23 protein-coding genes and 5 tRNA genes are annotated in these 26772 nt (G+C 30.9%); 16 read left to right on the plus strand and 12 right to left on the minus strand.

The genetic code is table 11. The features are described 5' to 3' along the window. Nucleotides 1-50: 50 nt before the first annotated feature. The 5 genes from IM532_RS10485 (at nucleotide 51) to IM532_RS10505 (ending at nucleotide 1090) form a co-directional block, all read left to right on the plus strand. Nucleotides 51-122 (plus strand) — tRNA-Glu (locus tag IM532_RS10485). 102 nt (nucleotides 123-224) lie between these two features. Further along, the gene (rpsT, locus tag IM532_RS10490) at nucleotides 225-479 is read left to right on the plus strand and encodes a 30S ribosomal protein S20 (RefSeq protein WP_194183409.1); all 255 of its coding nucleotides are present in this window, start codon (nucleotides 225-227) and stop codon (nucleotides 477-479) included. Nucleotides 480-492: 13 nt separating this feature from the next. Then, nucleotides 493-564: transfer RNA gene (locus tag IM532_RS10495), tRNA-Glu, on the plus strand. Between the two features lie 289 nt (nucleotides 565-853). Then, nucleotides 854-925, plus strand: a tRNA-Glu gene (locus IM532_RS10500). Nucleotides 926-1018: 93 nt separating this feature from the next. Next, nucleotides 1019-1090: transfer RNA gene (locus tag IM532_RS10505), tRNA-Glu, on the plus strand. 157 nt (nucleotides 1091-1247) lie between these two features. Here the strand turns inward: IM532_RS10505 and IM532_RS10510 are convergent. Genes IM532_RS10510 through IM532_RS10520 form a run of 3 tightly spaced genes read right to left on the minus strand, consistent with a single transcriptional unit; the run spans nucleotide 1248 to nucleotide 3198 of the window. Then, nucleotides 1248-1574: a hypothetical protein gene (locus IM532_RS10510; protein ID WP_194183410.1), complete on the minus strand. Its 327-nt coding sequence runs from the start codon at nucleotides 1572-1574 to the stop codon at nucleotides 1248-1250. Further along, the gene (gene purE / locus IM532_RS10515) at nucleotides 1558-2061 is read right to left on the minus strand and encodes a 5-(carboxyamino)imidazole ribonucleotide mutase (RefSeq protein WP_194183411.1); all 504 of its coding nucleotides are present in this window, start codon (nucleotides 2059-2061) and stop codon (nucleotides 1558-1560) included. Before purE ends, IM532_RS10510 begins: the two co-directional genes overlap by 17 nt. Before the next feature lie 6 nt (nucleotides 2062-2067). Next, nucleotides 2068-3198, minus strand: a complete 1131-nt coding sequence (locus IM532_RS10520; protein ID WP_194183412.1) for a 5-(carboxyamino)imidazole ribonucleotide synthase — start codon at nucleotides 3196-3198, stop codon at nucleotides 2068-2070. Between the two features lie 296 nt (nucleotides 3199-3494). Between IM532_RS10520 and IM532_RS10525 the strand changes: the two genes are divergently transcribed. Beyond that, nucleotides 3495-4202 (plus strand): endonuclease/exonuclease/phosphatase family protein, encoded by a 708-nt coding sequence (locus IM532_RS10525; RefSeq protein ID WP_228063712.1) that lies wholly within the window; start codon nucleotides 3495-3497, stop codon nucleotides 4200-4202. Nucleotides 4203-4239: 37 nt separating this feature from the next. Here the strand turns inward: IM532_RS10525 and IM532_RS10530 are convergent, their stop codons facing one another. Beyond that, nucleotides 4240-5538: a tetratricopeptide repeat protein gene (locus IM532_RS10530; RefSeq protein WP_194183414.1), complete on the minus strand. Its 1299-nt coding sequence runs from the start codon at nucleotides 5536-5538 to the stop codon at nucleotides 4240-4242. Between the two features lie 120 nt (nucleotides 5539-5658). Further along, nucleotides 5659-5976, minus strand: coding sequence for a GNAT family N-acetyltransferase (locus IM532_RS10535; protein ID WP_194183415.1), 318 nt, complete (start codon nucleotides 5974-5976; stop codon nucleotides 5659-5661). Between the two features lie 290 nt (nucleotides 5977-6266). Here IM532_RS10535 and IM532_RS10540 point away from each other — a divergent pair, with 290 nt between their 5' ends. Then, the gene (locus IM532_RS10540; RefSeq protein ID WP_194183416.1) at nucleotides 6267-8402 is read left to right on the plus strand and encodes a TonB-dependent receptor; all 2136 of its coding nucleotides are present in this window, start codon (nucleotides 6267-6269) and stop codon (nucleotides 8400-8402) included. A gap of 33 nt (nucleotides 8403-8435) precedes the next feature. Here the strand turns inward: IM532_RS10540 and IM532_RS13875 are convergent, their stop codons facing one another. From IM532_RS13875 to IM532_RS10560, 4 genes are all read right to left on the minus strand, one after another. After that, nucleotides 8436-9281 carry an alpha/beta hydrolase family protein gene (locus tag IM532_RS13875; protein WP_194183417.1) on the minus strand — a complete coding sequence of 282 codons (846 nt, stop codon included), beginning with the start codon at nucleotides 9279-9281 and terminating at the stop codon, nucleotides 8436-8438. Nucleotides 9282-9365: 84 nt separating this feature from the next. Further along, a complete protein-coding gene (locus IM532_RS10550; RefSeq protein WP_194183418.1) occupies nucleotides 9366-10211 on the minus strand; it encodes an alpha/beta hydrolase family protein in 846 nt (281 codons plus the stop codon). Continuing rightward, nucleotides 10198-10833, minus strand: coding sequence for an endonuclease III (gene nth, locus IM532_RS10555; protein ID WP_194183438.1), 636 nt, complete (start codon nucleotides 10831-10833; stop codon nucleotides 10198-10200). The genes IM532_RS10550 and nth overlap by 14 nt, the downstream gene beginning before the upstream one ends. A 60-nt stretch (nucleotides 10834-10893) precedes the next feature. Next, the gene (locus tag IM532_RS10560) at nucleotides 10894-11595 is read right to left on the minus strand and encodes a DUF4919 domain-containing protein (protein ID WP_194183419.1); all 702 of its coding nucleotides are present in this window, start codon (nucleotides 11593-11595) and stop codon (nucleotides 10894-10896) included. Between the two features lie 86 nt (nucleotides 11596-11681). Between IM532_RS10560 and IM532_RS10565 the strand changes: the two genes are divergently transcribed. From IM532_RS10565 to recA, 3 genes are all read left to right on the plus strand, one after another. Beyond that, nucleotides 11682-13514: a mechanosensitive ion channel family protein gene (locus tag IM532_RS10565; protein ID WP_194183420.1), complete on the plus strand. Its 1833-nt coding sequence runs from the start codon at nucleotides 11682-11684 to the stop codon at nucleotides 13512-13514. Between the two features lie 117 nt (nucleotides 13515-13631). Further along, the gene (gene bcp / locus IM532_RS10570) at nucleotides 13632-14087 is read left to right on the plus strand and encodes a thioredoxin-dependent thiol peroxidase (protein ID WP_194183439.1); all 456 of its coding nucleotides are present in this window, start codon (nucleotides 13632-13634) and stop codon (nucleotides 14085-14087) included. Between the two features lie 12 nt (nucleotides 14088-14099). After that, the gene (gene recA, locus IM532_RS10575) at nucleotides 14100-15149 is read left to right on the plus strand and encodes a recombinase RecA (protein WP_194183421.1); all 1050 of its coding nucleotides are present in this window, start codon (nucleotides 14100-14102) and stop codon (nucleotides 15147-15149) included. Between the two features lie 71 nt (nucleotides 15150-15220). Here recA and IM532_RS10580 read toward each other — a convergent pair whose 3' ends face one another. Beyond that, nucleotides 15221-16663, minus strand: coding sequence for a TonB-dependent receptor (locus IM532_RS10580; RefSeq protein WP_194183422.1), 1443 nt, complete (start codon nucleotides 16661-16663; stop codon nucleotides 15221-15223). A 39-nt stretch (nucleotides 16664-16702) separates the two neighbouring features. Between IM532_RS10580 and IM532_RS10585 the strand changes: the two genes are divergently transcribed. The 3 genes from IM532_RS10585 to IM532_RS10595 all read left to right on the plus strand — a co-directional run bounded on the left by IM532_RS10585 (nucleotide 16703) and on the right by IM532_RS10595 (nucleotide 19623). Beyond that, entirely contained in the window at nucleotides 16703-17485 is a 783-nt protein-coding gene (locus tag IM532_RS10585) for an MBL fold metallo-hydrolase (RefSeq protein WP_194183423.1), read from the plus strand. Between the two features lie 56 nt (nucleotides 17486-17541). Then, nucleotides 17542-17621 (plus strand) — tRNA-Leu (locus IM532_RS10590). 253 nt (nucleotides 17622-17874) lie between these two features. Further along, nucleotides 17875-19623, plus strand: coding sequence for an N-acyl-D-amino-acid deacylase family protein (locus IM532_RS10595; protein WP_194183424.1), 1749 nt, complete (start codon nucleotides 17875-17877; stop codon nucleotides 19621-19623). Nucleotides 19624-19672: 49 nt separating this feature from the next. Here IM532_RS10595 and zupT read toward each other — a convergent pair whose 3' ends face one another. Continuing rightward, the gene (gene zupT / locus IM532_RS10600; protein WP_194183425.1) at nucleotides 19673-20464 is read right to left on the minus strand and encodes a zinc transporter ZupT; all 792 of its coding nucleotides are present in this window, start codon (nucleotides 20462-20464) and stop codon (nucleotides 19673-19675) included. A gap of 163 nt (nucleotides 20465-20627) precedes the next feature. Here zupT and IM532_RS10605 point away from each other — a divergent pair, with 163 nt between their 5' ends. Beyond that, complete coding sequence (locus IM532_RS10605; protein ID WP_194183426.1) at nucleotides 20628-21932, plus strand: mechanosensitive ion channel family protein; 1305 nt, start codon at nucleotides 20628-20630, stop codon at nucleotides 21930-21932. On the opposite strand, the gene IM532_RS10610 is transcribed toward IM532_RS10605, so the two are convergent. Further along, nucleotides 21929-24199, minus strand: a complete 2271-nt coding sequence (locus tag IM532_RS10610) for a DUF2339 domain-containing protein (RefSeq protein WP_194183427.1) — start codon at nucleotides 24197-24199, stop codon at nucleotides 21929-21931. The genes IM532_RS10605 and IM532_RS10610 overlap by 4 nt on opposite strands. Nucleotides 24200-24323: 124 nt before the next feature. Between IM532_RS10610 and porQ the strand changes: the two genes are divergently transcribed. Both porQ and cmk read left to right on the plus strand, forming a co-directional pair. Further along, the gene (porQ, locus tag IM532_RS10615) at nucleotides 24324-25349 is read left to right on the plus strand and encodes a type IX secretion system protein PorQ (protein WP_194183428.1); all 1026 of its coding nucleotides are present in this window, start codon (nucleotides 24324-24326) and stop codon (nucleotides 25347-25349) included. A 54-nt stretch (nucleotides 25350-25403) separates the two neighbouring features. Beyond that, a complete protein-coding gene (cmk, locus tag IM532_RS10620; RefSeq protein ID WP_194183429.1) occupies nucleotides 25404-26093 on the plus strand; it encodes a (d)CMP kinase in 690 nt (229 codons plus the stop codon). The last annotated feature ends 679 nt before the right edge of the window (nucleotides 26094-26772 follow it).

The raw sequence follows: 26772 nt of genomic DNA on the forward strand, positions 1-26772 counted from the left end.
AACCCCTAAATTTGCACTCGCTTTTGATAACAAAGTCAATTGCTCGGAATGGCCCATTCGTCTAGTGGTTAGGACACCAGATTTTCATTCTGGAAGCAGGAGTTCGATTCTCCTATGGGCTACTCAAAAGAGTATTTTTTTAAAATATTAATAAAATTATTTTGGCTAGATGAAAAAATTGTTTTTATCTTTGCCGAACTAAAATAGAAAGAGATTTAAAGGTTATGGCAAATCATAAGTCAGCATTAAAAAGAATTAGACAATCGGCGGTTAGACGCGATCGTAACAAATACTATCATAAATCAGCTCGTTCAGCTATTAAAGCTTTAAGAGGAACTGAAGAAAAAACGGAAGCTGAAGCAGTTTTCCCAAAAGTTTCTTCAATGATTGATAAATTAGCTAAGAGAAACATTATTCATAAGAATAAAGCTTCTAACTTAAAATCTAAGTTAGCTAAACATATCGCGGGATTAGCTTAATAATCATACAAGTGGTCCCTTCGTCTATCGGTTAGGACACTAGATTTTCATTCTAGAAAGAGGGGTTCGATTCCCCTAGGGACTACAAATTAATAGATAGATTGCTGAAATATGCAATCTTTTTTTTCCTTGTTCATAGTTGTTGATTTAAACAACCAGTAAAAATACTGTGTAAAGGAAATTGTTTTTTGTGTTTTGTTTGTAAAGGTTAGACATTTTGTTGATGTTTAATCGGGAAATGAAAATGTCGCTGTATAATTCAATTGGTTCATTATATTTCGAATTATACATCGACTTTTCTCTAAATCCTTTCTTTAAAACACAGAGATTCGTTCATAGAAAATTAAATAATTAGTTTAATAAAATTTTACAATGGTCCCTTCGTCTATCGGTTAGGACACTAGATTTTCATTCTAGAAAGAGGGGTTCGATTCCCCTAGGGACTACAAAATTTTAACTAATAAAAAATATTTAAAGTTTTATTTGTCGTTTATAAATATTTAATTATATTTGCATCGCAATAAAGCAAAACAATAGGCGGTCCCTTCGTCTATCGGTTAGGACACTAGATTTTCATTCTAGAAAGAGGGGTTCGATTCCCCTAGGGACTACAAAAAAAAGCATTCATTTTTGAATGCTTTTTTTATTTTGAAATAGTTTTAGTTTATTAGGAGAAATCTTAATTTGGAAGCGTTTGAAGTTTTAGTTTACTCAAACGCTTTTTTTGTTTTGTATAAGTAAAATATAAATAGGAGATATAAAAGCCACTCATTGGAGTGGCTTTACTTTTGGTATAAATCCGATTTCTTGAATCGTTTCTATTAATTTATTTGGATTAGATGTATAAAAGACGATGCGATGTTCACAACCTTTTTTGATATGGTTTATTTTAATTCCACTCGTGAATAAAATTTGAGTTGGTTCTATTGAAAGAACATCTTCAGGTACAAATTTCCAACTGCTTCCCAGAAAAGGTTTCAATTGGATTAATTCCTTTTCGACGATAATCTTTAATAATGGATAAGTAAAATTTATTTTACCTATACGTCCACCACCAGTTTTTCTATAAATAGATTTATTATTGATCAAATCCATTAGGATATTCTTGTTTCACAACTTTAATCTTTGCTTCCACGGCTTTTTGTAAGCCTTGTTGGTATTGCACCATTTGTTCTTGTATTGCAGGGTTATTTGCTCCTAATATACGAGCAGCAAGTATTCCAGCGTTCTTAGCAGCATTTACAGCAACCGTAGCAACCGGAATTCCGTTTGGCATCTGTAAGATTGATAAAATTGAATCCCATCCATCAATTGAATTAGAGGACTTAATTGGAACTCCAATTACAGGAAGTGGTGTAATTGATGCCACCATGCCAGGTAAATGTGCAGCACCGCCAGCTCCAGCGATAATAACATTGATTCCGCGTAGATGGGCTGTCTTTGCATACTCGAACATACGTTCAGGAGTACGGTGAGCTGAAACGATTGTTAATTCAAAAGGAATATTCAATTCTGTTAATACCTCAGCAGCTTGCTTCATGATAGGCAAATCGCTATCACTTCCCATTATAATTCCGACCATAGTTGTTTACTTTTTGGCAACGACACGAATCGTTTCGTTGACTTGTTTTATGTTTTGTTTTAATTGTTTCAAATCATCGTTCACTAATGTAACGTGTCCCATCTTACGACCTGGTTTTGTAACTGCTTTCGCATACCAATGTAAATAGGATCCTGGGATGTGTAATAGAGTTTCTATATTTTCAATTTGTGCTGGACCAGTTTCACCTTCGGCACCAATTAAATTAACCATTGCAGATGTCGTGAATAATTTTGTAGAACCTAAAGGCAATTCCATTAATGTTCTTAACATTTGGTCAAATTGCGAAGAGTAAGCTCCTTCAATTGTAGAGTGACCTGAGTTGTGTACACGAGATGCAGTTTCATTCACCCAAATACTTTGGTTTTTGTTCAAAAACATTTCCACAGCAAAAACACCTGGAGAATTTAATGCTTTTACAACATCTCGAGCGATTGTTTCTGCACGATCTGTTACTTCTTTGGTTAACGTAGAGGGTATTAATAAATAATCCAACAAATTGTACTCCTCATTCATGACGAATTCAACTGTTGGATATGTAACGATATTTCCTAAATGATCGGCAACGGTAACGACAGCAATTTCTCTGTCTAAGTCTGCCGGAGTTTCGAAGATGGATGGTGCTTGTAGCATTTTGTCTAAATCAGCACTTGATTTTAAGAACTGCACACCTTTTCCATCATAACCATCTTTTCTTGATTTTTGGAAGATTGGATAATGAATATCTTCTTTTGATTTTAAATCTTCCCAATGTTCTAATTCGAAATACGGAGCTGTCGGAATATTATTTTTAATATAGAATTCTTTTTGTACACCTTTATCTTGAATAATGGCTAAAGCTTCTGGATCTGGAACTACCTTTTTACCTAAAGCTTTCAGATGACGTAGTGCATCAACATTAACATGTTCAATTTCGATACCGATGGCATCTACATTTTTTCCAAATGCTACTACGGTATCATAATCTTTAAAATCTCCTTGTACAAAATGATGTGCATGTGGTGCACACGGCGCATCAGCAGCTGGGTCCAAGATGCTGATTTCACAAGGATATTGCAATGCATTCTGCAAAAACATATATCCCAGTTGGCCTCCTCCTAAAATTCCGATTTTTATCATATCGCGAAGTTAATGAATATTATAATCTTTACTTTTACAGCCAATAAAAATTAATTGACGTGATGTTAACAAAATTAACGAAATATATTTTTCTATTTTTCATTGCTTTTTACTTAATCAGTAAAAGTTTTTACCACTATTTCGTTTTTGATATGTTGGTACATTATTCTGTTTATGCCCTTATTATTGCTTTTGTATTTTGTTTAATATATAATTTGCAAATTCGAAAAGAGAAGAACAAGTCCATTTTGTTTTTATTACCCTTAGTTGTAATTCCGTATTTAGTGTATAATGAGATGGGAAATTTTTATTTTGGAGATAATGCCAAAGGAGAACAAGAAAATTTTAAAATTATATCGATAAATATTTTTTCACAAAATAATGAATATCATCATTTGCATCATTATTTAGATAAAGAAACGGCAGATGTTATTGTTTTGCAAGAATTAACGCCTGCTTGGCAAAAAAAAGTGGATTTTATTCGTGAAAAGTATCCTTATTATAAAGAAGAAGTACGTTCCAATAATTTTGGAATTGCAATTTATTCTAAAATACCTTTCGATACTGTAATTACTAAGAACTATATCGACAATGAACACCCTTCTTTGGTTGCAGAATTAAAAGTTAATAAAAAAAATGTATCCATTTTAGCAACACATCCTGTTCCTCCCTTGCCTAATCAAGCACGATTTGAAAAACGTAATAAGCAATATAAATTGATCAAAGAGGAAATTGAGAATTTCAATACTCAAAATATTATTTTAATAGGTGATTTAAATACAACTGTGTATTCACCAAATTTTAAATTACTGCAATCGGATCAATTAAAAGATGCACGTTCAGGATTTGGTTTGCAGAATTCATGGAATGCTTTTATTCCTATTTTTCGTACTAATATTGATCAATGTTGGGTATCAAAAAATATAAAAGTCACAAATTTTTATCGTGGAAGTAATATTCAATCAGACCATTTTCCAATAGTTGCTGAATTGAAAATCGATTAGAACAAAAAAAATCCTTGAACTATTTCAAGGATTTTTTTTATAATAAATGCTGTTTTTTTAGATCTTCAATAATTTCTCGTTGCACATTCAGTTTTCGCTTATAATTTAAATTATAAAATAAAATAATAAGAATAGCCGTTCCTATAATGCTTATGCCCACATATAGGTATGTTTGTATTTTAACCAATCGATTGGTTTCTTCGAGTTGCTGAATTTTTTGGTTGGCTTGTTCTGTTTCGTAAAATAGTTCAAGTGCTTTTGTACTGTTATCAAACTGATCTTGATTATATTTTAGAATCAATTCTTTTTCTTGTTTAGTATAATCTAACGCTTCTTTAATTTTCCCTTGTTGTTCAGCTAGAATAGCTAAATTTCCTAAGAATTTAATTTGATACTGAACTAATTCAGAGTCTTTTTCTACTAAATCATAAGCTAATTGATAATATTTTTTAGCTTGTGTAAAATTTCCCTTTGATTGATAATCAGAACCAATATTATTATAAATAAAGGATTTAAAATTATTGAAATTGGTGTATTTATTAGCAATATCTAATGCTTGATTAGAATATTTTAACACTGCATTAGAATTATTCTTTTCTTCAAGAAAAGCGGATAAGCTACTTTGGTTTAAATTATAAACAATCAACGAGCGATCTCTTACTTTTTCTTCTACTATAAGTTTAGCATAGCGTAAGGTTTCTTTAGAAGTTGTGTAAGCAGAATCTATATATTTTTGATTTCCAGTTTCATGAAATTTTTGTTTATAATAATATCCAATATTACTGAAAGTAAAATTAATTAAAAGAGGATTTTTAGAAGCTAAAGCGTGTTTGTTAGCTAAAAATGCATCTTTACGTGTATTATTTTCTAAACTTTTCTTGGCCTTATAATTATATCTTAAAAAATAGAGTTGTGTTAATATGAAATCTTCATCAGGGAAAGAAGAAAAATCTTTAATCGTTTGATTCAAGGTTTTAATAAATAATTCATCTTGCTTCAAATGAAAATAGTAACGTGTAAAACCAAAGTTTACATACGCTAAATCTAAGGGATGATTTGTATTCTGAGCAATTTTTTGAGCTGTTGTTAAAGCTTCAACTCTTTTTTCTTCATTATTTATTTCACCATACAAATCTGCGAGATAAACATATCCGATGACTTTCCGACTAGGATTAATGGCTGTTAGAAATTTGCTGTTAATTAATAATTTAGCCTCATCATATTGTTTACTATATAAATAAGAATATATAAGTTGTTGGTCTTTATCCTGATTACTTTGTGCATAAACAGTGAAACTTAGCAACAAGTTGAAAATTAAAAATAGACGTATTACCATACAAATCCTTATTTGTTCTTTAAGTTAGTTTAGCCGGCAAATATAGAGTGCAAAATGCTATCTTGCAATAACATAATATGTTAATAACTGATAAGTCTTGAAATTTTCAAGACTTATTAGTTATTCTTCTTCGTTCTCTAACGATTCTAAATACTCTTCATCTAAAAACTCGCTTAACTCAGGCTTTTCATTAAATTGTTTCACGATATATGGACAGATGGGATAAATTTTAACATCGTTTTGTTCTGTAAATTCTAATAATTCATCAAATAAAACTTCTCCTAAATTTTGGCCTCTGTATTTTTCATCTACAAAAGTACCTGTCGCTTTTATATTTCCATTTTTGGCCCATTCATATTTAATATAGCCGATTAAATCATCGTTTTCGTACAGAGAAAATTGTCCATCATTCACTGTTTGTGAGTGTTTTACTTCCATATAAATTAGCTTATAATTGATGTTTTTAAATTACAACAAACTTTTAAGTTCTAAAAATTCAATCACGTTAAATCCTTATAAAACTGATTTTGAGTAGTTAAATTAAAAAAGTTGTTTATCTTTGGTTTATCAAAATCGAAAGGGGTGCTTTATTTTTTTAAGGCTGAGATTATACCCAAAGAACCTGGGCAGGTAATGCTGCTAAGGGACTGGTACTTCACCAAATTACATTCGCGCGTTAAATTTTAAAAGTGTAAGATGGCTCCTTTCATAAATTTTTAAACAATTTTATGAAAAGGTCGATTATTTTATTGTCTTTATTTGGTGCTTCAATTTTGAATGCACAAATTAATGATTCGATACCGAATCAAGAAGAAATTAGTCTTCAAGAAGTTTCTATTACCGAGAAATTACCGATTACAGTTGAGAAAATATCCAACAAAATTCTGCAAAAAAAGAATTTAGGACAGGATATTCCTACCTTATTAAATGGTGCGACATCTGTTATTACATCGACAGAAGCCGGAAATGGAATTGGATATTCTACAATTCGAATTCGTGGATTAAATGAATCTTCCATTAATGTAACTTTAAATGGTATTCCATTGAATAATGCCGAATCCCAAGGTGTATTCTGGGTCAATATGCCCGATTTAGCTTCATCCACCAACTCTATGATTATTCAGCGTGGTGTAGGAACCTCATCCAATGGAATGGCTTCTTTTGGAGCAAGTGTCAATATTGAATCACAAAATCCATCCAAAGATCCTTATGCTGAAGCGAATCTATCGTTCGGTAGTTTTAATGCACAGAAATATACTATTCAAGCTGGTACAGGTAAAATTCTAAACAATAAATTAAGCATTGATGGACGATTCTCTAAAATCAATTCGGATGGATTTATTGATCGTGCAACAGCAGATTTAATTGGCTATGATATCACTGCGCTTTATCAAATCAATGATAAAACAAGTTTTCGTTTCCAAAATATGTACGGAAAAGAAAAAACATATCAAGCCTGGAACGGAATTGATGGCGAAGCAATGAAACGTAACCGTCGTTTTAATTCGGCAGGTGCAATTTATAATGAAGATTGGACGGAAGTTATTGGATATTATAATAATGAAATTGACGATTACCAACAAAATCATTATTTTCTAACATGGAATCAGCTCTATGGTAAAGGTTGGAAATCGAATGTGACATTGCATTACACCAAAGGAAAAGGATATTTTGAAAATTATAAACAAGATGAACGTTTGTCGAAATATAAAATTAACCATTTATCTTTTACAAGTACTGATTTAGTGCGTCAAAAATTTTTAGATAATGATTTCTACGGATTTAATCTTGAGGTAGAAAATCAACAATTAGGCGATTTTAAAGTGTTTTTTGGTTTATCTGGAAACGAATATGATGGTGATCATTTTGGACAGATTAAATGGATGAAAGATTACAATTGGACTGATACCAATTATAAATTTTATAATAATAATTCTTTGAAACGTCAATTATCAGCTTATGCTAAAGTATTGTACCAATGGAATCAATTCGAATTCTTTGGAGATTTACAATATCGTTATGTCGATTACGAAGGAAAATATTTACCAAATGGTGAAAATGACGACGATGATTTTAGACCATTTGCTGCCACGTTTCATTTCGTGAATCCAAAAGCAGGTCTGAATTACAAAATAAATGCGAACAATATTTTTTACATTTCGTATGGAATTTCGCAACGAGAACCATTACGCGCCGATTATGAAAATATTGGAAACGAACCAAAAGCTGAATTTTTACAAGATTATGAGTTAGGTTACCGCAAAACTGGACGTTTTTCGATGAGTGCCAATTTATATTACATGGATTACCGTAATCAATTGGTGCCCACAGGTCGTGTGAATGATGTGGGAACACCAATTCGTGAAAATTCAGGAGCAAGTTATCGTCGTGGAATCGAATTGGATGCATCATATCAATTGATTCCATCGAAATTAAATGTATTCGGGAATCTAACATTAGCTCAAAACAAAAACAAAAATTTTACAGAAGAAGATTGGGTGAATGGTGGAATTAAATCATATGGAAAAACTTCTATCGCTTTATCGCCAGATATTATTTCGGCTTTTGGTTTTGAAGTGTATCCTGCAAAAAATCTATTAATCAACTTTACGAATAAATACGTTGGTCAACAATATTTATCGAATACTGAACCAGCAGATGGAAAACTTTCAGATTATTTGGTTTCGGATCTATTGATTCGTTATGCACCAAATTGGTTTGGCTTAAAGAAATTGGAACTTTCCTTATTAGTGAATAATTTATTTGATGTTGAATACGAATCAAACGGTTATTATTACGAAGGTCCATATTATTTTCCCCAAGCAGGAATCAATGTTTTAGGAGGAATTTCAATCCGATTATAAATAAAGAAAAGCGTTGTCTTTGGACAACGCTTTTTAACTTTCTATAAAATCCAATGGAATTTGCCACAATTCATTTTTATTCTTTTCACGGAAAAAATCCATATGTCCAATGGATGTTAAGCCATAATGTTTCGGTACAAGATTTAAACGTTTCTTTTTAGCATTTATCATCACTTTAGATGCAAATAAATCTACCGTTTTTGGAGGTGCCATATCATCATCATCCAAGCTAATGATCAGGATGGGTTGTTTGATTTCTGCATAAAAATTTTGCGTTTGATTCGCATAACCTAAAATCGATTCTTTTCCCAAAATAATTTTCTTCCAATCGTACGCGATGCCCTTAGGCAACGGATCTCCTATATTGACTTTAGGAGAAGGAAAATATCCATACAATGGCGTTAGTAGAGGAATCAATACCTTAAAAAATGTTTTTATTTTCAGTTTATCCTTTTCATGAAAGTTTTCAATGTAGCCAAATTGGGAACCAATTGTTACAAATTTATCATAGACTTTAAATGCACGTGATAACCCTAACATGATTCCACCCATCGAATGACCAATCAAATATTTTTGATGATTTGGATACATTTCTTCGATGTATTGAGAAATAGCCATAAAATCTTTATCTGCCCAATCGATGAATTCAGCTTTGAATCCTCTCAATGATTTTGGTTTGGATTGACCAATGCCACGATAATCATAGGTAAACACTAAATACCCTTTGTTAGCTAAATACGTCGCAAACTTGGTGTAAAATTTCTGTGGAACTCCAATGGCTGATGAAATCACAATAATTTTATTGGTCGAATTATTTTCGCCAAAAGAAGTCACTGCAATGGGGAACTGATCAGATGTTTCGAGTTGGAAAGACTTCATTTGCTGCGTGTTGTTTCATTAAATATACTCAAAACTCAACAATTTAAGCCATAAAAAAGCCCCAAAATATTGAGGCTGATTGATTTATTTTCTGAAGAAAGCTAATGCATTATCCATGGCGACTTGGAAATCTTCGGGCATTTCAGTGTCGTTCCAAGGATGGGCTGATCCAAAAGCATGATTTGCATTTTCGATCAAATACAATTCTACCTTATCATTCCAGCTCTTGATTAATAACGCTTCATTCATTTTTACTGTTTCATCGGCTGAACCATGAATGCATAAATATGGTTTATCTAAATATTTAATGTTTTTTTCGATGTTTAAACGTTCCTCATTATCGATATAATTTTGATAAAATTGATAAAATAAAGGCATCATTTGTTTGGTGCGCGTATTTTCAAAATAATGTACCCCTTCATTTTTCCAATGGTCTAAAGCTGGTTGTGGATATTTGAATCTGTTCAGATCACAAATTGCTCCTAAAGAAACAAATTTCTTTACACGGTCATCTTCTAATCCTTTTAAGATTGTAATTCCTCCACCACGTGAATGTCCCATTAAATAAATTTCATCTGTATCGATTTCATCCAAAGGAATCATTTCACCGCTGATGGTTTTGGTAATGATAATGTCTAAATCATCTAATTCAGTCGTATAATTATTTTCACCAAAGGCATTTAAATCAGGGAAATCAATTGGTTGTTCGATTGTGCCACCATTGTAGGAAAAATTAAATTTGATGAATGCAAAATTATGCTCGGCCCAAAATTTCGCCATTAAATCAAAACATCCATGATCTTTGAATCCCTTAAATCCGTGAGAGAATATAATTACAGGTTTTTTAATGCCGTTATCTTCATAAAACGTATCGTAAACAGATTTTCTTTCACGACTTCCTTGGTAAATATTGTTTTTAGCTATTTTCATTTTTTTGAAACATTGTACGTGTGATAAAATCTTTTTCTAAACTCCATGCACGTGCAGGAGAATATTCTCTTCCGTAATAGATAATTTGGATGTGTAATTTATTCCATAATTGTTTTGGAAAAAGTCGTTTCGCATCTTTCTCAACCAACTCAACGGTTTTTCCATTGCTTATTTTCCATAAACGTAACAAACGGAAAATATGTGTATCGACTGGAAAAGCAGGATGTCCAAACCATTGCGACATTACTACTGAAGCCGTTTTGTGACCTACTCCAGGTAAAGCTTCCAATTCTTCGAAACCTTCAGGAACTTCACCATTATATTTTTCAACTAAAATTTCAGCTAATTTTTTAATGTTTTTTGCTTTCGTATTGGATAATCCGATTTGGCGGATATAATATTTAATTTCGTCCACTTCCAATCGAGCCATCGCTTTCGCATTGGCTGCTTTGGCAAATAATTCGGGCGTCACTTCATTCACTTTTTTATCGGTAGTTTGAGCCGAAAGCAAAACAGCGATTAACAACGTAAAAGCATCTTGGTGATCCAACGGAATGGGAGGGACAGGGTATAATTTTTCCAATTCATCAATGATGTATTGGATGCGTTCTTTCTTTAACATCATAAGATTTACGATCTTTTGGTAAAAATAGACAATCCTTCTCTATGAGAAGGATTGCTTTTATTTAAATTTCTTATTGTAGAATTCAAAAGGTTTTGTCACATCGAAATATAAATTTAATTTCTCTCCATGTTCATTTTCGGTTTCTAATAAGTCATAAGAACGATTATTTTCGTGAAGTAAGGATTGTTGAGTCGAATTTAATCTTAAAGCATTTAAAATACTGTATTCATGACGAGCACTGATGACATCGATAGCTGTTTCCATACTTTTCCCATCGCCTGTTAAAAATAATGCATCAAGAAGTTTATGATAGATGTTTATAATTTTCTTAACCATAGGAGTATCTTCTTCAAAAGAATAAATAATGGCTAAAACCTCGATACTTTTTGGATCAGAAAAAGGTTTATTCATATAAAAATCGGTATAGAAATCTTTTAAGATTTTAATTTCTTTAGGAGTGGGAATTGTATTCTTCGATTCAATGGCTATAACTTTTTTCGTTTTATTCAAATCTTCAAAAACTTTGAAATCGTCTTGAAAGGTTTTACCATAATAAAAATGATACATATGCTCAACAGTCATTGTTGTATCCATTTTCTGAAATCGATCTATAAGAGTGGGATAATAAAAATCGGATTTTTTATCCTTGATCATTTTTTCAATCGCGGGATAGTCGACTGTTCGAAATTCAACTTCTTGAGCGTTGGATGAAATGGTAGTTGTTATAAGTAATAAAAGGAAAATAATCAATTTTTTCATAGATATGTTAATTTGGATTATAAATATAATTTTTATTCTTTGAATCTTTTTGTTTTTCTCTTACTTTGATGGCTCAAATAGATAACATGAAAAACTTCTTTACTCTGATTCTATTGATATTATTTTCAGCAGGAATATTTGCTCAGGATACCGTTCAAAAGAATTTAGAAAAACGATTAATCGAATTTTCTCAGCAACGAAAAAACGATTCAATCAAACGTGTGGAATTAGAAAATAAATTATTATCACTACAATCTAATTCTAAGGATAAAGAATCATTACTAACAGAATTAAAATTTTTGAAAAGTAAAGATTCTTTGATCTTAATGCGGCAAAAAATTAAGATAGATTCTCTTCGTAATATAAATAAGGGTGTAGCAGTGGTTCCGTTTCATGATACATTATTTATACTTTATCGTGGAGTGGGAGGCTTTTCAACAAAAGAACGTGCATTAGCATTAGAAGAGAAAATCCGAGAAATAGCAAAAAAATATGACTTTAATAAGGATTCAATAAAATTATCCAAAGATGAAAATACGTATTTGATTTACAGTAATAAAAATATGATTTCTAGTGTTAGTTTACAAGACGCATTATGGGAAAATACAACTTTAGAAAATCTTGCTAACAAACACCAACAAATTATCGCTTCTGCTATAGAGCAACATCGTTCAGATACAAGTTTGCCTACCTTAGCAAAAGGTGCGCTATATGCAATGTTATTAATGTTTGTTGTAGGATATCTTATACACCTCATTAACAAAGCCAATCATTGGCTGAAAATGAAACTATACGAGAAAAAAAATGTATTATTTGCTCCTTTAATTGAAAAAAACTTAAAGGTTTTAAACATCAATAAACAGATAGAATATATTTGGTTTGGTTTAGGAATTATCCGATGGATTATTATCATTTTACTGATTTATTTAGCTCTTCCAATTCTCTTCAACTTCTTTCCATCTACACAAGCTTACACTACTATTTTATTGGAAAATATTCTAGATCCATTGCGCAAAATAGCTAGAGCAATGATTGACTATCTTCCCAACCTATTAACTATAATAGTAATAGTAACGGTTTTTAGATTTCTATTTAAATTCTTAAGATTTATTGCACTAGAACTCGAAGATGGTCGAATTACAATTAATGGGTTTTATAAAGAATGGGCTAAACCTACTTATCAAATATTCAAGGTTTTATTACTAACTTTTATGATGATAGTGATTTTTCCTTATTTACCAGGAGCTAAATCGCCTATATTTCAGGGTGTTTCTGTTTTTGTCGGGATTTTGGTGACTTTTGGATCAGCTGGTGCGCTTGGTAATATTATGTCAGGATTATTATTAACATATACACGTTCATTTTCTAATGGAGATTATGTAAAAATAGGAGAGATTACAGGAGAAATTATAGAAAGAAACTTATTGGTAACACGCATTCGTACAATAAAAAATGAAATTGTTTCTGTTCCTAATTCTACGGTAATGAATAGTCATACAACAAACTACAGTACAGATGCTTCAAAAAAAGGGTTAATAATTCATACTACATTCACATTAGGATACGATATACCGATAGAAAAAATACACCCAATAGCCATTAATGCAGCTTTAAAAGTGAATGAAATTCAAAAAGATCCTAAACCTTTCGTATTTCAATTAAGTTTAGATGATTTTTATGTAACTTATCAAATTAATGCATATGTTAAAAATGCAAACCGACAGGATTTCATCTATTCAGATTTACATAAAGAGTTATTGGAAGAGTTTAGTAAAGCAGGAATTGAATTAATGTCACCACACTTTATGGCACATAGAGGAGGTACAGAGCCTCAGTTGCCAGACGATAGGATACCAATGAGTTACAAAGATTCACCATTTAATGTTAATATTTCTAAAAATAATTCAGCAGAAAATTAAGCGACATATTTTGACGGTTAATAGAGCTATATTTGTGTAAGAAATAAAGGAATAATGGTTTGTTCAAATTTAAAATTAAGATTAAATCATTATTTTTACGTGAAGTTCTAATAATAAATTACAATGTTAAAAGTAGGCGATAAAGTTCCAGAATTTCAAGGAGTTGACCAAGATAATAATACTGTGTCTTATCAAGATTATGTAGGTGAAAAATTAATCGTATTTTTTTATCCGAAAGCTAGTACACCAGGTTGTATTAATGAAGCATGTGATTTAAGAGATAACGAAGCAGCATTACGTACAAAAGGGTATAAATTGGTTGGAGTAAGTGCAGATTCTATAACTAGACAAAAGAAATTTGCTGATAAATATGAATTACCATTTCCTTTATTAGCTGATGAGAACAGAGAAATTATAGAAGCATTTGGAGTTTGGGGTCCAAAGAAATTTATGGGCAAAGAATTTGATGGTATTCATCGAACAACTTTTATTATTAATGAGGAAGGAATCATTACAAGTGTAATTGAAAAAGTGAAAACAAAAGAACACGCAAATCAAATTTTAGAAAAATAAAAAAATAATAATATGAGCGATTTAGATAATAAAAAGAAAGCCCTACAACTTATCCTTGATAAAATGGATAAGGCTTATGGTAAAGGTACTGTAATGCGAATGGGAGATTCTGCAGTAGATGATAAAATTGAAGTAATTCCATCAGGATCATTAGGTTTAGATATTGCGTTAGGTATTGGAGGATATCCTCGAGGACGTGTGATTGAAATTTATGGACCTGAATCTTCAGGTAAAACTACATTAACTTTACATGCCATTGCAGAAGCTCAAAAAGCTGGTGGAATTGCAGCATTTATTGATGCGGAGCATGCTTTTGATCGTACATATGCATCTAAATTAGGAGTAGACGTAGAAAATTTAATTATCTCTCAACCAGATAATGGAGAACAAGCATTAGAGATTGCAGATAACTTAATCCGCTCTGGTGCGATCGATATCATTGTAATTGATTCGGTTGCTGCCCTAACACCAAAAGCAGAGATTGAAGGTGAAATGGGTGATTCTCGTATGGGATTACAAGCTCGTTTAATGTCTCAAGCATTACGTAAGTTAACGGGTACAATTAATAAAACAAAATGTACAGCAATTTTCATTAACCAATTACGTGAAAAGATTGGTGTAATGTTCGGAAATCCAGAAACTACAACTGGTGGTAATGCCTTAAAATTCTATGCTTCTGTTCGTTTAGATATACGCCGTTCAACTCAAATCAAAAATGGAGATGAAGTTATCGGTAACCACTCTAAAGTAAAGGTCGTTAAAAATAAAGTAGCACCACCTTTCCGTCAAGCGGAATTTGATATCATGTATGGAGAAGGTATCTCTAAAGTCGGAGAAGTACTTGATATGGGAGTTGAAAAAGGAATTGTTCAGAAATCAGGTTCTTGGTATTCTTATAACGATAGTAAATTAGGACAAGGTCGTGATGGTGTAAAGGAATTATTAAAAGATAATCCTGAATTATGTGAAGAAATTGAAGCAAAAATTGTTGCTTTAATTAAAGGTCAACCTGTAACTGGTGAAGTTTCTGTGGATGATCCAGCTGATTTATTAGAAGACTAATTTATTCTTTTGAATGGATTTTATATAATGACTAAAAAGCCTTTCCAATAGGAAAGGCTTTTTTATTGATTTTAATCTAAAATATATTTTAATCGGTAACTAAACATTCCACGTTCTTTAATCATTTCAGATACACCTTCTGGGCATTCGTTTTCCCATCCAGATTCTCCTTTAGCAATTTTCTCTAAAATTTTGCGAGAATAAGAATGTAAATAATCTTTATTATAATTAAGGATATCTTCAATTCGCCCATTATACAAGAAGAATTTATATAGCTCGTGTAAGTTGTCAGAAACTTTTAGGTTTTTAGATGTTAATAACAAATCTTTTTCTTTATCCAAATAAGGGTATAAATAGATTTTAACATCTTTCTTAAATAATTTACCGAAGGCTTCCATAATTCCACCTGGAAGATTATCGTAATATTGCTCATTAAATATTTCTAACAAATTATTGACTCCCATTGCTAAGCCAATCTTAGTTTGATTGCGGGTGAACTTGGTAAAGTACTCAGTCAATTTATAATATTCGGAAAAATTAGAAATGATAACATTATAACCCAATTTTCCAATAATATCAGCACGATCCAAGAAATCACGTTCATTTAATTGCCCTTCTTTTCCAGAAGCCATTAAATTAGATAATGTAATTTCAAATAAAATTTCCGTATTATCTTTTGTAATGCCTTCGTCTTGTTTAAAAATTTCCAATCCTCCTTTAAACATGTCCATATTAACATTCATAAAAGGTCGGAAAGATCCACGAATGGCAAAAATATTTTTCTTGTACAATAAATCAGCGGGTAATATATTTTTCCCTTCTGGATTAAAGACTACAACATCCGTCATTCCGTTTTTTACTAATTGTAATGACATCAAACGGTTATCAACATATTTAAATTGCGGTCCACGGAAATTTATCATATCAATTTCTAACTGGTCTTTATCTAAAGTATCATAAAGAGAGTTGATTAAAGTTCTGGGATTATCATAATAATTATATGCACCATAAATCAAATTTACTCCTAATACTCCTAAAGTTTCTTGCTGTAGATGAGCAGAATTTTCTTTAAATTTTACATGAAGTATAATTTCATTTGCTTTTTCATCTTCAACATTTAGTTTAAAACGAATTCCCACCCAACCATGTCCTTCATTCTTTTTTGCATAATCTATGGTTGTTACTGTATTAGCATAAGTAAAGAAAGCTTTCTCACTATATAGATCATGCGTTAATCGCTCTCTCATCAAATCGATTTCATGATCTAACATTTTTTTTAAGCGGGCTTGGGTTACGTAACGTTTATTGACCTCTATTCCATAAATAGAATCAGACATTTCTTTATCATAAGCACTCATTGCCTTCGCAACCGTACCAGAAGCAGCACCTGCGCGGTAAAAAAAACGTACTGTTTCTTGTCCTGCACCAATTTCTGCAAATGATCCGTAAATTTTTGGATTAAGATTAATATCTAAAGCCTTTTGTTTAGGCGTAAGAACTTGTTGTAAAGCCATAAGAAAATCAATTGTTTGCAGTAAATTTACCAAAGAATTATGGCTAAATCAAAATTAAAAATACATTTTTTAGGAACTGGAACTTCCCAAGGAATTCCAATTATAGGGAGTAATCACCCAGTTTGTTTATCTGATAACCAGAAGGATAAGAGACTACGATCTTCTATATTGCTAGAAAAAGAAGATAAAGTATTAACGATAGATTGTGGTCCTGACTTTAGACAACAAATGTTACGTGCTAATGCACAACGTTTGGACGGAATTTTATTTACACATGAACATACAGATCATGTTTTAGGATTAGATGATATTCGACCCTTAGTATTCAAATCAGGTAAAGATATGCCAGTATATGGACTAGAAAGGGTTTTGGGCGAATTACATAATCGATTCAATTACATGTTTCAAGAGGTTAAATATCCAGGTGTACCTACTATTATTGAAAATACTATTGCTCATCAAACTTTCTTTATCGAAGGTTTTGAGATAGAACCTATTGAAATTTACCATGGAACTTTACCTATTTTAGGCTATATTATTGATCGGAAATTTGCTTATTTAACAGATGTTAAAACTATTCCGAGTGAATCATTAGAAAAATTAAAAGGTGTAGAAGTATTAGTTATTAGTGCTCTACGTCAGGAAGTTCAACATTTTTCTCATATATTATTGGCTGAAGCAGTAGATTATGCCAAGAAGATAGGTGCTAAAAAAACTTATTTTACACATATTTCTCATTATATGGGATTCCATGAAGAAGTAAATCAACAACTTCCATTTGGGATGGAACTAGCTTATGATACTTTAGAAATTATTTTGTAAAAAACATTTGGTAAAGTTGGTAAAGCAACGTTATATTTGTACCCAATAACTCCGATGCCTGGATGGCGGAATTGGTAGACGCGCACGACTCAAACTCGTGTTCTTCGGAGTGCGGGTTCGATTCCCGCTCCAGGTACTTGAAAGCTCGAAACAATGTTTCGAGCTTTTTTTTATGTCCAAAATGATAAGAGATATAATTTTTAGGAGGGAAGGAATATAAATTAATCCTACTAAAAATGAGTGTGATTGTTTATTCTATTATCTTTTTTTTCCAAATTGCTGGCATTAAAATAAATTTGAAGTATGGAAACCTACATTATATTTTTTTTCTAAACTTATCTGGTTGATAATTAATTTCTTATTTTTATTAGAACCACAAACTACAAAGAATGGGAATATTAATAAAAAATGGACTCTTTTATTCAGGAGATAAAGATGAGAAAGCATTAGTAAAACATCTTTTGATAAATGATGACGGAATCATTGAGAAAATTTCTTCAGATCCATTACTCGAAAATGATTACGAAGTAATCGATGCTACAGGAAAATGGATAACTCCTGGTTTCCTAGATTGTCACACGCATTATGATGTGGAAATTATTGCTTCTCCAGGCTTAAAAGAATCTGCAAGGCATGGTATCACTACGGTTATTTTAGGAAGTTGTTCTGTTTCGGCTTTATATAATAATCCTGAAGAAACGAGTGATTGCTTTACTAGAGTAGAAGCTATTCCGAGAGAAGTCATGTTACCATTAATGGAGCGTGAAAAATCTTGGAATTCGGTAAAAGAGTGGAAACAGTATATAGAAAATAAAGCCCTAGGAATTAATATTGCTGCATTTGTAGGTCATTCAGATTTAAGAATTAAAGCAATGGGAATTGAGCGATCTTTACAAGATAATATTGAAGCTACAAAGGAAGAAAAAACTTTAATGAAAAAACTTTTGGAGGAAGCATTGGATGAAGGATTTGTGGGACTTTCAACAATGGATAATCCATGGGACAAAATGGATGGAGATAAATATTGGTCACACAAAACACCTTCATTTTATTCGTCTTGGAAAGAAAGGAAAAACTTAATTGAATTATTAAGAGAAAAAGATGCAGTATTACAAGGTGCACCTAATTTAGTTACCCGCATTAGTGCCATTAATTATATGTTGGCAAGTATGGGAATTTTTAGAAAACCATTGAAAACGACGATGATTGCTTTAATGGATATGATAGGAGATCGTTATATTTTTCCAGTTGTAAGCCGTGTAGTGAGTTTAGTAAACAAAGGTTTTAATGGAGATTTTCGTATGCAATCACCACCTGTCCCATTTACGGTTTATTATGATGGAGTAGATTCTGTAATGTTCGAAGAATTTCCTGCTGGGGAAGCGATGCGACATTTAGCAAAAAATATTGATGAACGAAATGAACTTATCCGAGATAATGAATTTAGAGAAAATTTCAAGAAAGAAATCAAAAAAAAGTTTGCACCAAAAGTTTGGCACAAAGATTTAAGTATCGCATATATTTTGAAATGTCCAGATCAATCTCTTGTAGGGAAAAACTTTTACCAAATTGCTGAGGAAACAAATGTTCATCCAGTAGATGTGTTTTTAGATTTAGTAATTAACTATGATAAAGAAATTTCTTGGACTACAACTTTGGCAAATGATCGTGAAGAGAAATTACCAAGATTGTACAATTATCCATATAATTTACTTTGCTTCTCTGATGCAGGTGCACATCTAAATAATATGGCGTTTTATAATTTTAATTTGCAAATGATTAAACGTGTACAAAAATCCATTAACGCGGGAAAACCAATCATGTCTATGGAAAAATGTATCTGGCGCTTAACAAAGGAGCAAGCCGATTGGTTTAATTTAGATTGTTGTTATTTGGCAGAAGGTAAAAAAGCCGATTTAGTGATTATAAATCCTAGTAAAATAGATCAAATTACGGATGAGGTTCATCAAGAAAAGATTGAGGAATTTGAAAATTATCCTCGATTAGTGAATCGTAATCCTGAATTTATAGAAGCTGTTCTTGTTAACGGCCAGGTAATTTACCAAAACGATCAGTTTGTTGAAGGTTATGGAACGTCTAAGAAATTTGGAAGATTTTTAAAAAGAAAGTCTGCATAAATTACTAAAAAAAAATAGCCTTGAGAATTTCTTCAAGGCTATTAAAATTTTATAGAAAAAGTAGTAAACTACCTGCCATTATCATCATCCCAATAATAACTCCTGTCATTGTTATTTTTTGTCCGGCATATTCTTTTGCTGTTGGGATAAGTTCGTTTAGAGAAATATAAACCATAATTCCAGCAACTCCCGCAAAGATAATCCCGAAAATAGAGTCATCGAAAAATTGTCTTAAGACAAAATATCCAATAACGGCTCCTACAGGTTCTGCTAAACCAGATAAAAATGAATACCAAAATGCTTTTTTACGAGATTTTGTTGCATAATATATAGGAATGGCAACTGCTATACCTTCAGGGATATTATGTATTGCAACTGCTACAGCAATACTTATTCCATACGAAGGCTCGTTCATTGCACTCATAAAAGTTGCCAAACCTTCAGGAAAATTATGTATAGCTAAAGCTAAAGCTGAGAATATTCCTAATCGTAATAGTTTTTGATTCTGATTTCCTTTTATAGAGTCGTCGTCGTCACATTCATGATCATGAGAAGGGATAAGTTTATCAATACCAATAATACTGATCATTCCTACAAAAAATCCAATTACTGCATATGTGTAGCCAAGTTTATCTCCATACACCAAACCCAAAGATATTCTAGCTTTGCTTAATATTTCTACAAAAGAAACATACAGCATAACTCCCGCAGATATTCCCAACATAATACCCAAAAATTTGGGATTAAATTTTTTATAAATTAGAGATAATAAGCTTCCGATTCCAGTGCATAACCCAGCTAAAAGCGTTAGTCCAAAGGCAAAGAAAAAAGGATTATTCATGATTTTGTTAGATTAATAAAACAAATTTATTAGAAATAATTTATAATAAATTCTAAAATTACTTTTTTATGACTTTTTATTTAATACAAAAGGTGTGTTTTATCATAATTGGTCAAAATGATCAAGATATAATTAATTTTGTTTTCTTATTAAGAACAAAAAGATGGAGATTTTGGATGAAAATTTAAAGAGTGATATTTATAATTGGTCATTGGATCTAATAATACAGCTAGGGCTTTCGGAATATTACAGTTATTTAATAAATTCTGCATTATTAACTTTTGCGCTTATTACTATATTATATGCGGTGGATTTTATGGTAAGAAAAGTTTTATTATTACTTCTTATCAATATTATTCATAAAAGTAAAACTCAACTTGATGATTTGTTAATACATAACAAAGTCCTTCAGTATCTAACTCATATTGTCCCTATATTTATAGCAAAAGGTGCTATTCCATTAATATTTACTGGTTTCCCTAATTGGATTAATGTAGCATTAAAGATCACAGATGTTACGCTAATATTAACAATTTGTATTCTAATACAAAATATATTAAAAGCTTTTAGAGATTTACTTCGTGCTAAATCTGCTTTTGCGGACAAACCATTAGATAGTTATGTACAAGTAGCAAGTATTGCTTTGTATGGGATTAGTGGGATTTTTATTTATTCAATAATCACTGGTAATTCTGCACAATCATTCTTAGTTTCATTAGGAGCGGCCTCAGCTATTTTAATGTTAGTTTTCAAAGATTCTATATTAGGATTTGTAGCTAGTATTCAAGTTTCCTCTAATGATATGGTAAGAGTAGGAGACTGGATAGAAATGTCTAAATATGGAGCGGATGGAAATGTGGTACAAATTAATCTAAGTACAGTGAAAGTTCAGAATTTTGATAAGACAATTACAACTATTCCTACGTATGCGTTGATATCAGATTCGTTTAAAAATTATAGAGGAATGCAAAATGCCGGTGGTCGTAGAATAAAGCGTTCCATTAACATTAAAATGTCATCTATCCGATTTTTAGAAGAAGAAGAAATAGAAAAATTAAAATCAATCCAAATACTTAAACCTTATATAGAGCAAAGAAGTAAGGAAATTGCAGAATTTAATGCAGCTTATATAGAAAATCCAAGTGTAAAAGTGAATGGAAGAAACTTAACAAATATTGGATTGTTCAGAGAATATATAAAAGTCTATACACAACAAAATCCGAATATTCATAAAGAGTATCATTTTATTGTAAGACAAATGCAGCCTACAGAACATGGAGTACCATTAGAACTATTTATGTTTACGAATACGACTGTTTGGGCAGATTTCGAAAATATAACTGCTGATATTTTTGATCATTTATTTGCTGTAATCTCATTTTTTAAACTAGAGATTTTTGAGTTACCTGCTTCAGATGATGTCAGAAAACTGATTCATTCGATAGATATAAAAAAAGCTGATTCTTAAGAATCAGCTTTTTTTATATCTATTTTGGCATCAAATATATTATTCACCACCTTTTTCCACTTTTGATACATGAAAGATGTAATTAGAATTAAAATTCCTAAAATTATAAATGAAATTATTCTGAATACATTACTCATTTGCCAAACATCTATAAGGTAAAGTTTTAAGATAATCAATACAAATAAAATAAATCCGACATAGATTAAGTTTTTTATACGTTTATTAATTCCGAAATAGATCGTCGTAAAACCTAATATTGCCCAAAGAATTGGTAAAAGTATTAAGAAAAATATTTCTTCATTTTTAAGATAGAGTGGCACATTTTGTTTCTCATTAGTTATAATCATAAATAAATTATGAACTTCAAAACAAACAATATAAATACAACTTGCGCATATTAACCATTGTGAAAAATTATTTTTTTTATCCAGTTTAAACTCATCCGATTTAATGTAAAGTAGAATAAGATAAATAAAAGGAATAAGATACAATAAGTAAAAAATGTATGAATAATATGAAATTGAATTGAAAATTATTTCATCTACGATCATTACTGCTAACGGATATATTGAAATTAATACTAAGCTGATCATACCTAAAGCAAATTTTGTAGAATGATTGATATTAAATAGTCGACTAAAGTATAAGATGATACATGAAAAATAGATAGAGTAAAGTATTAAAATTCCTATAATAATGTTATATGTATAATATTTATCTGTTTGGTACATCAATTCGAATAAAATTCCGAAATAGATGAATAATATTGAGACGAGAGAAAATAAGTTTTTAGCATTATTAATTTTAAAACCTGCAAATTTTTCTTCCTTGTTAAAGCTTTTAATTAAGAATATATTGGCTATTGAACAAATAACTACTAATCCACTTGTAATAAAAATTGGATTTATTATAATTGGATATACTTGCTGATCTGTGATATACTTTGCCCAATTAATAATTAAAGAAATAATAAAAAATGGAGTTAGAGCGATAAAAGCGCCTTTAAAAATTGGATTATGACTTCTTTTCCATAAAAATAATAGCATAGTAGATTGTATAGCCCAAAGAGAGGTTACAATATTAGCTTTAAACTCTATTCCAATACCCAAAGTTATTAAGCCAATTCCTAAAGCAATTGAAGTATTTGATAACTGCTGATTAGTATTTTTATATATAAAAAATATGATTAAAGAACATCCTGCTAAGATAAAAGGTATCAATGAAATAAAATCTGTATAATAATGTTGATAAGTATACAATCCTAAAATTGTAAACGAAAGGGTATTGATGATATATAAAATTTGATTCGTAAGGGTAAAATTTCTTGCTTTAACAAGCGGTAAAATAGAAAAAGCAATAAATACGATGTAATATAAAAACAGGAATATAAATATAACTTTATCAGTCGGGTCAAAAGCCCAAGTATTAAAAAATAGGATAGATAAGATAAAGGATAAAACACCTGGATATTCCCAATTTTTTTTGAATATTATAAATAATGTACCAAGGTTCAGGATAAACAAATATGAAAATAAAAATATATAATTACTCTCTCCTGTACTAATCATCAACGGAGCAGCGAATCCACCTAGTAACGAAAAAATAAATAGTACTTGTTGATTATAAATAAAGGATAGAATAATAGATAATAAAGTAACAAAAGCTAAAAGTATAAATGCAAAATTCTGATTGAATAAGTGATATTCTCTAAATGCAATAGTGAGAGTGAAATACAGAATTGAAATTCCACCGCCAATAAGTATAGAAGAAAAAACTTCATATTTATTTCTAAGATAATGCCCGGCCACTATAATTCCTGCACCAATTGCTACACCTATGCTAACACGTAGCACCTCGTTAATCCAGTTCTGATCGATAGCATATTTTACAAAGTATCCAATTCCTAAAACTAAAGTTACAATACCAATAATAGTTAAAAAATTATCTTGGATAAATAGCAGTGTTTTATTTAGTAATCTACTAAATAATTCATTGGAACGCTTAATATTTGGTTGAGGTATTTTATGTTCTTCTAAGTGTGCAGAATTTGTGATGGCTTTTTTAATTATAGGAGCTGTATTATGATCATTAATTAAAATGTTTTCCTCAATGACTTCAGGTTTAATGATAGGTTTTTCCTTCTCAATTACATCTTCCAAGTATTTTATTTTGAAATTTAAATTTTCTAATTCATGTTTTAAACGAGAAAATTTATTATTCCAATATAAACCCAATGCAAATACAAGAAGTATACAGAATATCGCCATATTATATTTTATTTCAGTTACTTGTTTAAATATAACTATTTAAAATTCCTTCTATCTATTTTTAACAGCTTATACCAAAACAAAATACTTTACGTTATATCTACAAAAAGTATAAATTTGTTGCATGTTTAAAAAATTATATGCTTTAATCTTATTTAGTTCATCTTTGCTTACACAAGCTCAAGATGGAACACGCGTATATGAATTTTTAAATTTAACTACTTCAGCCAAACATGCTGCTTTAGGAGGATATAACGTAACATCTTGGGACGCGGATCCCAATAATGCGATGGCTAATCCAGCATTGATGAATCGTGAGATGCATGGCCAATTCGGAATCAATTATGTAACGCATATAGCAGATGTTAAAAATGCATCTTTTTCAGGTGTATATAGATTATCAGATGTTGATTATGTATCGCTTCATGGGCAATACTTAGATTATGGTGACATCGTTGGAACAGATGAGATAGGTACAATCACAGGAGATTTTAAAGCAAAGGATGCAGCAATAATTTTAGGTTATGCAAGAGAAATTGCTGATTATTGGACGGTTGGTGCAAATATTAAATATATCAACTCTTCAATCGAAATGTACAAATCTTCTGCCATAGGTGTAGATTTAGGTATTTCTTTTCACGATTTTGATGACCGAACTAGAGTAGGACTAGTTTTCAGAAACATAGGAAAACAAATCCAAACGTTTAGTGGAAAAAGAGAAAGATTACCTTTACAAGTTAATTTAGGGGTAGCTCACGAATTAGAACATGTACCGTTAGAGTTGTCCTTAACATTACACGATTTACAAAAATTTGATATTTCTCAAACGTATAATAAGTCTGGTCAAGAAGTAAACATCGGACGCAAAATTGCAGATCATATTGCTGTTGGAGCGGAATTATTTCCAGGAAAAGATTTTAATTTAAGATTAGGATATAATTTTAAACGTGGAAACGAGCTTGCTATTGAAGGTGTACGATCTCTTTCCGGATTGACGTATGGATTTGGAGTACGCATGAATGCCTTTAGAATTGAATTTGGACATTCAAATTATCATACTTCCGGAGGTGCTAATCATTTTAGCTTATTAATTAACTTAGATCGTATCGTACAAGGACGTGATTACTGGAGAAGTAACCCATGGCTTTAATAGGAATTAATTTTAAATACAATTATGTATCTTTGCTAACTATTCATGTAACAAATGAAACAAGATTTAATTATAGCGATTGACGGTCATTCTTCAACAGGAAAAAGTTCCCTGTCAAAAATTATTGCAAAAAAATTAGGATATACCCATATAGATAGTGGCGCAATGTATCGTGCAGTTACGCTATTTGCATTAAATAATGGATTAATCGAAAATCAAAAAGTTAAAGTAGATCAACTAGTAGCTCGCTTACCAGAAATACAAATTAGTTTTAAGCTGAATTCGTTAACCAATAAGAATGAAACTTTTTTGAATGGGCAGAATGTAGAAGCCCAAATCAGAGATCTTAAAGTTTCATCAATGGTAAGTCCCATCGCTGTTATTGCAGAAGTACGTGAATATTGTGTGGCACTTCAGCAAAAAATGGGAAAAGCAAAGCGTATTGTAATGGACGGACGAGATATAGGAACTACAGTATATCCCAACGCTGATATTAAATTTTTTATTACAGCATCTGCAGAAATACGTGCTAAACGACGATTTCTGGAATATCAACAAGAAGGTAAAGTTATTCCATTGGATGAGGTTCTGGCAAATGTAATTGAACGTGATCACATCGATTCTTCTCGAGAACATTCACCTTTACGAAAAGCGCACGACGCAATAGAAGTCGACAATTCAAACTTAAATTTAGAAGAAACAGTAGAACATGTTATGCAAATTCTACAAAAACGTTTCAATTAATCAATATAATAATGGAAACACTTTAATATTAAAGTGTTTTTTTTATTTTTTGGGCGTTCCCTTCGGTCGGGCTTTTCATTTCTATCTTTGCTTGCCAGCAAAGGATATCCACTGCAATCCCTAACGCGAAAAAGCTCAACTGTCAGCCAATGTCTAAATTTTAAGATAAATATAAATCCTAAAAAAAATACATCCTTTATATAATAGATTTTTTATGTTGATTAGGCATAAAATCACCTTCTATATAGAACACATAAATGTATTATTACATAAATTCAATGAATAATAACGTATTTTAATTTTATTTCAAAAAATATTCTACGGAGGTTCAGTGAGTTAGTTAAAGCGTAGGAAATAATTCTAAAATGTGTTTGGTAAAGTGAATAAAGATGTTCTATATTTGCACTCTCAATACGAAAGACGAGTAGTATTGTAAATTGAAAAGCGAGGAAAAGATTAGAATAAAAACTTCAGAATTTATTTAAAAAAGATTTTGTAGTTTAAAAATAAGCGTTACCTTTGCAACCGCAAACGATGAAAGTTGAATTGCGAATTAATGAGAAGTTCATTTGAAATTATAATATAAGACGAAAGAAATAAAAGCCGAATACAAATTAGGTCAATCCTTAAATAATAGAGCTAAAGGAAATTCGAAGTTGTAAAACATAGAAGCTAACGC

The sequence above is a fragment of the Faecalibacter rhinopitheci genome (genome assembly GCF_015234135.1).
Lineage (GTDB): Bacteria > Bacteroidota > Bacteroidia > Flavobacteriales > Weeksellaceae > Empedobacter > Empedobacter rhinopitheci.

Coding starts and splice junctions, on each gene's coding strand:
- rpsT (WP_194183409.1), top strand. CDS start 225: ATGGCAAATCATAAGTCAGCATTAAAAAGAATTAGACAATCGGCGGTT.
- IM532_RS10510 (WP_194183410.1), bottom strand. CDS start 1,574: ATGGATTTGATCAATAATAAATCTATTTATAGAAAAACTGGTGGTGGA.
- purE (WP_194183411.1), bottom strand. CDS start 2,061: ATGGTCGGAATTATAATGGGAAGTGATAGCGATTTGCCTATCATGAAG.
- IM532_RS10520 (WP_194183412.1), bottom strand. CDS start 3,198: ATGATAAAAATCGGAATTTTAGGAGGAGGCCAACTGGGATATATGTTT.
- IM532_RS10525 (WP_228063712.1), top strand. CDS start 3,495: ATGGGAAATTTTTATTTTGGAGATAATGCCAAAGGAGAACAAGAAAAT.
- IM532_RS10530 (WP_194183414.1), bottom strand. CDS start 5,538: ATGGTAATACGTCTATTTTTAATTTTCAACTTGTTGCTAAGTTTCACT.
- IM532_RS10535 (WP_194183415.1), bottom strand. CDS start 5,976: ATGGAAGTAAAACACTCACAAACAGTGAATGATGGACAATTTTCTCTG.
- IM532_RS10540 (WP_194183416.1), top strand. CDS start 6,267: ATGAAAAGGTCGATTATTTTATTGTCTTTATTTGGTGCTTCAATTTTG.
- IM532_RS13875 (WP_194183417.1), bottom strand. CDS start 9,281: ATGAAGTCTTTCCAACTCGAAACATCTGATCAGTTCCCCATTGCAGTG.
- IM532_RS10550 (WP_194183418.1), bottom strand. CDS start 10,211: ATGAAAATAGCTAAAAACAATATTTACCAAGGAAGTCGTGAAAGAAAA.
- nth (WP_194183438.1), bottom strand. CDS start 10,833: ATGTTAAAGAAAGAACGCATCCAATACATCATTGATGAATTGGAAAAA.
- IM532_RS10560 (WP_194183419.1), bottom strand. CDS start 11,595: ATGAAAAAATTGATTATTTTCCTTTTATTACTTATAACAACTACCATT.
- IM532_RS10565 (WP_194183420.1), top strand. CDS start 11,682: ATGAAAAACTTCTTTACTCTGATTCTATTGATATTATTTTCAGCAGGA.
- recA (WP_194183421.1), top strand. CDS start 14,100: ATGAGCGATTTAGATAATAAAAAGAAAGCCCTACAACTTATCCTTGAT.
- IM532_RS10580 (WP_194183422.1), bottom strand. CDS start 16,663: ATGGCTTTACAACAAGTTCTTACGCCTAAACAAAAGGCTTTAGATATT.
- IM532_RS10585 (WP_194183423.1), top strand. CDS start 16,703: ATGGCTAAATCAAAATTAAAAATACATTTTTTAGGAACTGGAACTTCC.
- IM532_RS10595 (WP_194183424.1), top strand. CDS start 17,875: ATGGGAATATTAATAAAAAATGGACTCTTTTATTCAGGAGATAAAGAT.
- zupT (WP_194183425.1), bottom strand. CDS start 20,464: ATGAATAATCCTTTTTTCTTTGCCTTTGGACTAACGCTTTTAGCTGGG.
- IM532_RS10605 (WP_194183426.1), top strand. CDS start 20,628: ATGGAGATTTTGGATGAAAATTTAAAGAGTGATATTTATAATTGGTCA.
- IM532_RS10610 (WP_194183427.1), bottom strand. CDS start 24,199: ATGGCGATATTCTGTATACTTCTTGTATTTGCATTGGGTTTATATTGG.
- porQ (WP_194183428.1), top strand. CDS start 24,324: ATGTTTAAAAAATTATATGCTTTAATCTTATTTAGTTCATCTTTGCTT.
- cmk (WP_194183429.1), top strand. CDS start 25,404: ATGAAACAAGATTTAATTATAGCGATTGACGGTCATTCTTCAACAGGA.